The sequence below is a fragment of the Salipiger sp. HF18 genome, from assembly GCF_011806505.1.
GTDB lineage: Bacteria > Pseudomonadota > Alphaproteobacteria > Rhodobacterales > Rhodobacteraceae > Salipiger > Salipiger thiooxidans.
The window spans coordinates 1-3,804 of the sequence record NZ_JAATOS010000381.1 but is presented as its reverse complement, the minus strand read 5'-3'; the positions used below and the strand labels follow the sequence as shown (position 1 = coordinate 3,804).

5 protein-coding genes are annotated in these 3,804 nt (G+C 67.1%); 1 reads left to right on the top strand and 4 read right to left on the bottom strand.

Going from position 1 to position 3,804, the window contains the following annotated elements; genetic code table 11:
* Positions 1 to 746, top strand: a 746-nt coding sequence (locus tag HC022_RS20910; RefSeq protein WP_167453705.1) for a lipoyl synthase, incomplete at its 5' end; no start/stop codon positions are given.
* A 113-nt stretch (positions 747 to 859) separates the two neighbouring features.
* Here HC022_RS20910 and HC022_RS20905 read toward each other — a convergent pair.
* The 4 genes from HC022_RS20905 to HC022_RS20890 form a co-directional block, all read right to left on the bottom strand.
* Positions 860 to 1,087: a ribbon-helix-helix domain-containing protein gene (locus HC022_RS20905; protein ID WP_008885304.1), complete on the bottom strand. Its 228-nt coding sequence runs from the start codon at positions 1,085 to 1,087 to the stop codon at positions 860 to 862.
* The gene (locus HC022_RS20900; RefSeq protein ID WP_008886251.1) at positions 1,084 to 1,260 is read right to left on the bottom strand and encodes a DUF4169 family protein; all 177 of its coding nucleotides are present in this window, start codon (positions 1,258 to 1,260) and stop codon (positions 1,084 to 1,086) included. The genes HC022_RS20905 and HC022_RS20900 overlap by 4 nt, the downstream gene beginning before the upstream one ends.
* Before the next feature lie 430 nt (positions 1,261 to 1,690).
* Positions 1,691 to 3,085, bottom strand: coding sequence for a class II fumarate hydratase (gene fumC / locus HC022_RS20895; protein ID WP_008884295.1), 1,395 nt, complete (start codon positions 3,083 to 3,085; stop codon positions 1,691 to 1,693).
* Between the two features lie 115 nt (positions 3,086 to 3,200).
* The coding region (locus HC022_RS20890) for a class I SAM-dependent methyltransferase (RefSeq protein ID WP_167453704.1) at positions 3,201 to 3,804 on the bottom strand (604 nt) is incomplete at its 5' end.

The window sequence follows — 3,804 nt, the reverse complement described above, 5'->3', positions numbered from 1 at the left end:
AGGGCCACGCGACGATGATGATCATGGGCGACATCTGCACGCGCGGATGCTCGTTCTGCAACATCGCCACCGGCCGCCCGGACACGCTCGACGTGTTCGAGCCCGGCCGCGTCGCCGACGCGGTGCAGAAGCTCGGCCTCAACCACGTGGTGATCACCAGCGTCGACCGCGACGACCTCGAGGATGGCGGCGCCGAGCATTTTGCCCAGACCATCCGCGCCGTGCGTCACCGCTCGCCCGGGACCACCATCGAGATCCTCACGCCCGACTTCCTGAAGTGCACCCCCGAGGCGCTCGAGATTGTGGTGCGGGCCCGTCCCGACGTGTTCAACCACAACCTTGAAACCGTGCCCGGGCTTTACCCGTCGGTGCGGCCCGGCGCGCGCTACTTCCACTCGCTGCGGCTCCTGCAACGGGTCAAGGAGATCGACCCGTCGATCTTCACCAAGTCCGGCATCATGGTCGGCCTCGGCGAGGATGCGCAGGGCGTGCGGCAGGTGATGGACGACATGCGCGCCGCCGACGTGGATTTCCTGACCATCGGCCAGTACCTGCAGCCGACGTCGAAGCACCACGCGGTGGACCGTTTCGTGACCCCCGAGGAGTTTGCCTCGTACGAGAAGGCGGCCTTCGGCAAGGGCTTCCTGATGGTCTCGGCAACGCCGCTCACCCGCTCGAGCTACCATGCCGGCGACGATTTCGCCCGGCTGCGCGAGGCCCGCGAGAAGAAGCTCGCCGGCGCCTGAGCCCAGGGGGAGGGCCCCGCATTTCCTCATCGAAGAAGAGACATCACCCGGCGCGCCAACTCGGCCGGGTGTTTCATTCGGGACCGGGTGGACGAGTCCTCAGGTCACGCGGCTCAGCTGTCGACCCGCGCCTTGACGTGCTGCAGGACATAGACCCGGATCGCCGAAGCCAGCCCGGCCTCGAGCCCGCGGGTCTCGTCGATCTCGGCGGCGAGCGCGTTGAGCGCTTTGCCTTCCGAGCGCGCGATGGCGCGGAACTCGTCCCAGAACGGCTCTTCGAGCGACACCGACGTGCGGTGGCCGCGCAGGCTGAGCGAGTGCTTGACCGGGCGTCCGCTCATTCGTCGAGCCTGTGCGCATCCAGATCGCGGGCTGTCTTTTCGGACTGCACCTTGTCGCGGGTCTTCTCGGCCTTGTTGCGACCGTGAAGGATGACGTTCTCGTCCGCGCGAGCCTTCTGTTCGGCTTTGGCGCGGGCTTTGCGGGCCTTGTTTAGATTGATCACCTTGCTCATGGCAGTCAAACCTAGATCGCTCGCTTTGTTTCGCAATAGGGACAAATGCAAGCCGAGTATTGCAAGAAATGACGGAACCGCCGGCTCCGGCCGCCGCGGGGAACGGGCGGCGGCGGGAGATCCCGCACCGGACCTGCGCCGCCTGGGACGGCGGACCTGGTCATGCACGCGATTCCGGCGCATCGGTCCGGGGGCGTGTCGGGGACCTGAGGGACCCCGCCGCGCCTGAACCGGCCACGCACCACACTCTGCGGGTGATACGCAGCAGCGCGAAGGGTCCGACGCGCGGAGAGGTATTTTTCTGCATCCACCGTGAAACCCGCCGAGACCGCCATCAGGAAAACCATGGTACTCCCAGCCGATTAACGCCGCCGAAACGCAAGGGAGCGGACCCGAAGGCCCGCTCCCGCAACTGGCGCCGTGCGGCGGATCAGCCCTTCGGGCCGATCATGTCCTCGGGACGGACCACGCGGTCGAAGGTCTCTTCGTCCACGAAGCCGAGCGCGATGGCTTCCTCGCGCAGGGTGGTGCCGTTCTTGTGGGCGGTCTTGGCGACCTTGGTGGCGTTGTCGTAGCCGATGGTCGGAGCCAGTGCCGTCACCAGCATCAGCGATTCCTTCATCAGCTTCTCGATCCGCGCCTCGTTGGCCTGGATGCCGGACACCATGTTGTCGGTGAAGGCCGAGGCCGAGTCGCCCAGCAGCTGCATCGACTGGAGCACGTTGTAGCTCATCATCGGGTTGTAGACGTTGAGCTCGAAGTGCCCCTGCGAGCCCGCCATGCCGACGGCGGCGTCGTTGCCCATGACATGGGCGCAGACCATGGTCAGCGCCTCGGCCTGGGTCGGGTTCACCTTGCCGGGCATAATCGACGAGCCGGGCTCGTTCTCGGGCAGGATCAGCTCGCCCAGACCCGAGCGCGGGCCGGAGCCAAGCAGCCGGATGTCGTTGGCGATCTTGAAGAGCGAGGCGGCCACGGTCTTGAGCGCGCCCGAGAACATCACCATGGCGTCATGCGCGGCGAGGGCCTCGAACTTGTTGGGCGCGGTCTCGAAGGGCAGGTCGGTGATCGCGGCGATGTTGCCGGCGACCATGGTGGCCCAGCCCTTCTGGGTGTTGAGGCCGGTGCCGACGGCGGTGCCGCCCTGCGCGAGCTCGTAGATGTCGGGCAGGCAGGCTTCGACGCGCTCGATGCCTTTCTTGACCTGATGGGTATAGCCCGAGAATTCCTGACCCAGCGTCAGCGGGGTAGCGTCCTGGGTGTGGGTCCGGCCGATCTTGATGATGTCCTTGAATTCCTTGGACTTCGCATCAAGCGCCGCGTGCAGCTTCCTGAGGCCCGGCAGCAGGACGTCGCGGGCCTGCATGGCAATGGCCACGTGCATCGCGGTCGGGAAGGTGTCGTTCGACGACTGGCCCATGTTGCAGTGGTCGTTCGGGTGCACGGGCTTCTTAGAGCCCATCTCGCCGCCCAGCATCTCGATGGCGCGGTTCGAGATCACCTCGTTGGCGTTCATGTTCGACTGGGTGCCCGACCCGGTCTGCCAGACCACCAGCGGGAAGTTGTCGTCGAACTTGCCGTCGATCACTTCCTGAGCCGCCGCCATGATCGCGTCGGCGAGCTCGGGCTCGAGCGTTCCCAGCGACCTGTTGGCCTCGGCGCAGGCCTTCTTGACGACGCCGAGCGCGCGGATGATCGGCACCGGCTGCTTCTCCCAGCCGATGGGGAAGTTCAGGATCGAGCGCTGCGTCTGGGCGCCCCAGTACTTGTCTGCGGGTACCTCGAGCGGGCCGAAGCTGTCGGTTTCGGTGCGGGTCTGGGTCAAGGGAACCTCCTTTGAACGCGGTCGGGCAATCTCTTACGCCATGGCACGGGAAAGGCAAGGATGTATACCAAGGGATACCGTTAACATCCGGCCTTTCGACACCGTTTTACGGGGCTCAGGCCACATGGCGGTGCAGGGTAAGCACCTGCGCCGGGGGCAGGTTGCCCCAGATCACCGCGCGGCGGATGGCGCGGAGCCGGAGCGCCTTCATCAGCCGTGGCGGCACCGGCACCGCGGGGCCGTAGGTGTACTGGATGAAGGGCGCGCCCGGCGCGAGCTGGCGGAAGGCCGCGCGCAGGATCCGCGCCTGCAGGGGCACCGGGAACGAGAGAAGCGGCAGGCCCGAGACCACCGCCCGCAGCGGCGGCAGGCCGAGCCCGGCCATCGCCTCGGCACCGCAGGCGTGCACGCTCACCTCGGGGAAGCGCTCCTGCAGGAGGGTGACGAAATCGTCGTTGATCTCGAGCAGGTGCAGGTCGCGGGGCGCCACGCCATGGGCAAGGATCTGTCGGGTGATCTTGCCGGTGCCGGGGCCGAGCTCGACCACCGGGCCGCTGCCCTCGGGCACCAGCGAGGCCATCGCCTCGGCCAGCCGCGCCGAGGAGGGGGCCAGCGCCGAGACCGACTGCGGCCGCTTCAGCGCCTGTCCGAGGAAGAAGGAGAGATCCGCGTCCGGGCGCAGGCTGTCGGGAAGACGAAGCCTGTGGCGACGCGTCTGC

Excerpts from the sequence above, each read along its gene's own strand:
- HC022_RS20900 (WP_008886251.1), bottom strand. The coding sequence starts at position 1,260 with ATGAGCAAGGTGATCAATCTAAACAAGGCCCGCAAAGCCCGCGCCAAA.
- HC022_RS20905 (WP_008885304.1), bottom strand. The coding sequence starts at position 1,087 with ATGAGCGGACGCCCGGTCAAGCACTCGCTCAGCCTGCGCGGCCACCGC.